The organism is Paraburkholderia sp. SIMBA_027, assembly GCF_046535315.1.
Taxonomy (GTDB): Bacteria; Pseudomonadota; Gammaproteobacteria; order Burkholderiales; family Burkholderiaceae; genus Paraburkholderia; species Paraburkholderia tropica.
In genome coordinates this window covers 1-265 of record NZ_JAWRWY010000777.1, presented here as the reverse complement: position 1 = coordinate 265, position 265 = coordinate 1, and the positions used below count along the sequence as shown (strand labels likewise).

The following is a 265-nucleotide window of genomic DNA, read 5'->3' as shown; positions in this document are numbered from 1 at the left end:
CTGACGGGCCAGATCCGCGAGGCGGTGCAGCAGGAGGTCGATCAGGTCAAGCGCGCTTACGACACTGGCGGCATCAACGCGCTGCTGCGCTCGATGGAGCGTAGGTCGCGCCAGCCGGGCGCCAATCTCTACATCATCGCCGGCCCTTCGGGCGACATCCTGGCGGGCAACGTCGCCTCGGTGCAGCCTGGCGTCTTCGAGGAGACGGGCTGGACCTCGGTGCCGTTCTTCTACCAGCGTTACGCCGAAAGCGGCCTCGACCGCC

At 67.9% G+C, this 265-nt stretch carries 1 protein-coding gene; it reads left to right on the top strand.

Annotated elements, in window-relative coordinates; genetic code table 11:
* Positions 1-265 (top strand): hypothetical protein (locus SB764_RS41170; RefSeq protein ID WP_410866921.1); only part of this gene is annotated, 265 nt, incomplete at both ends.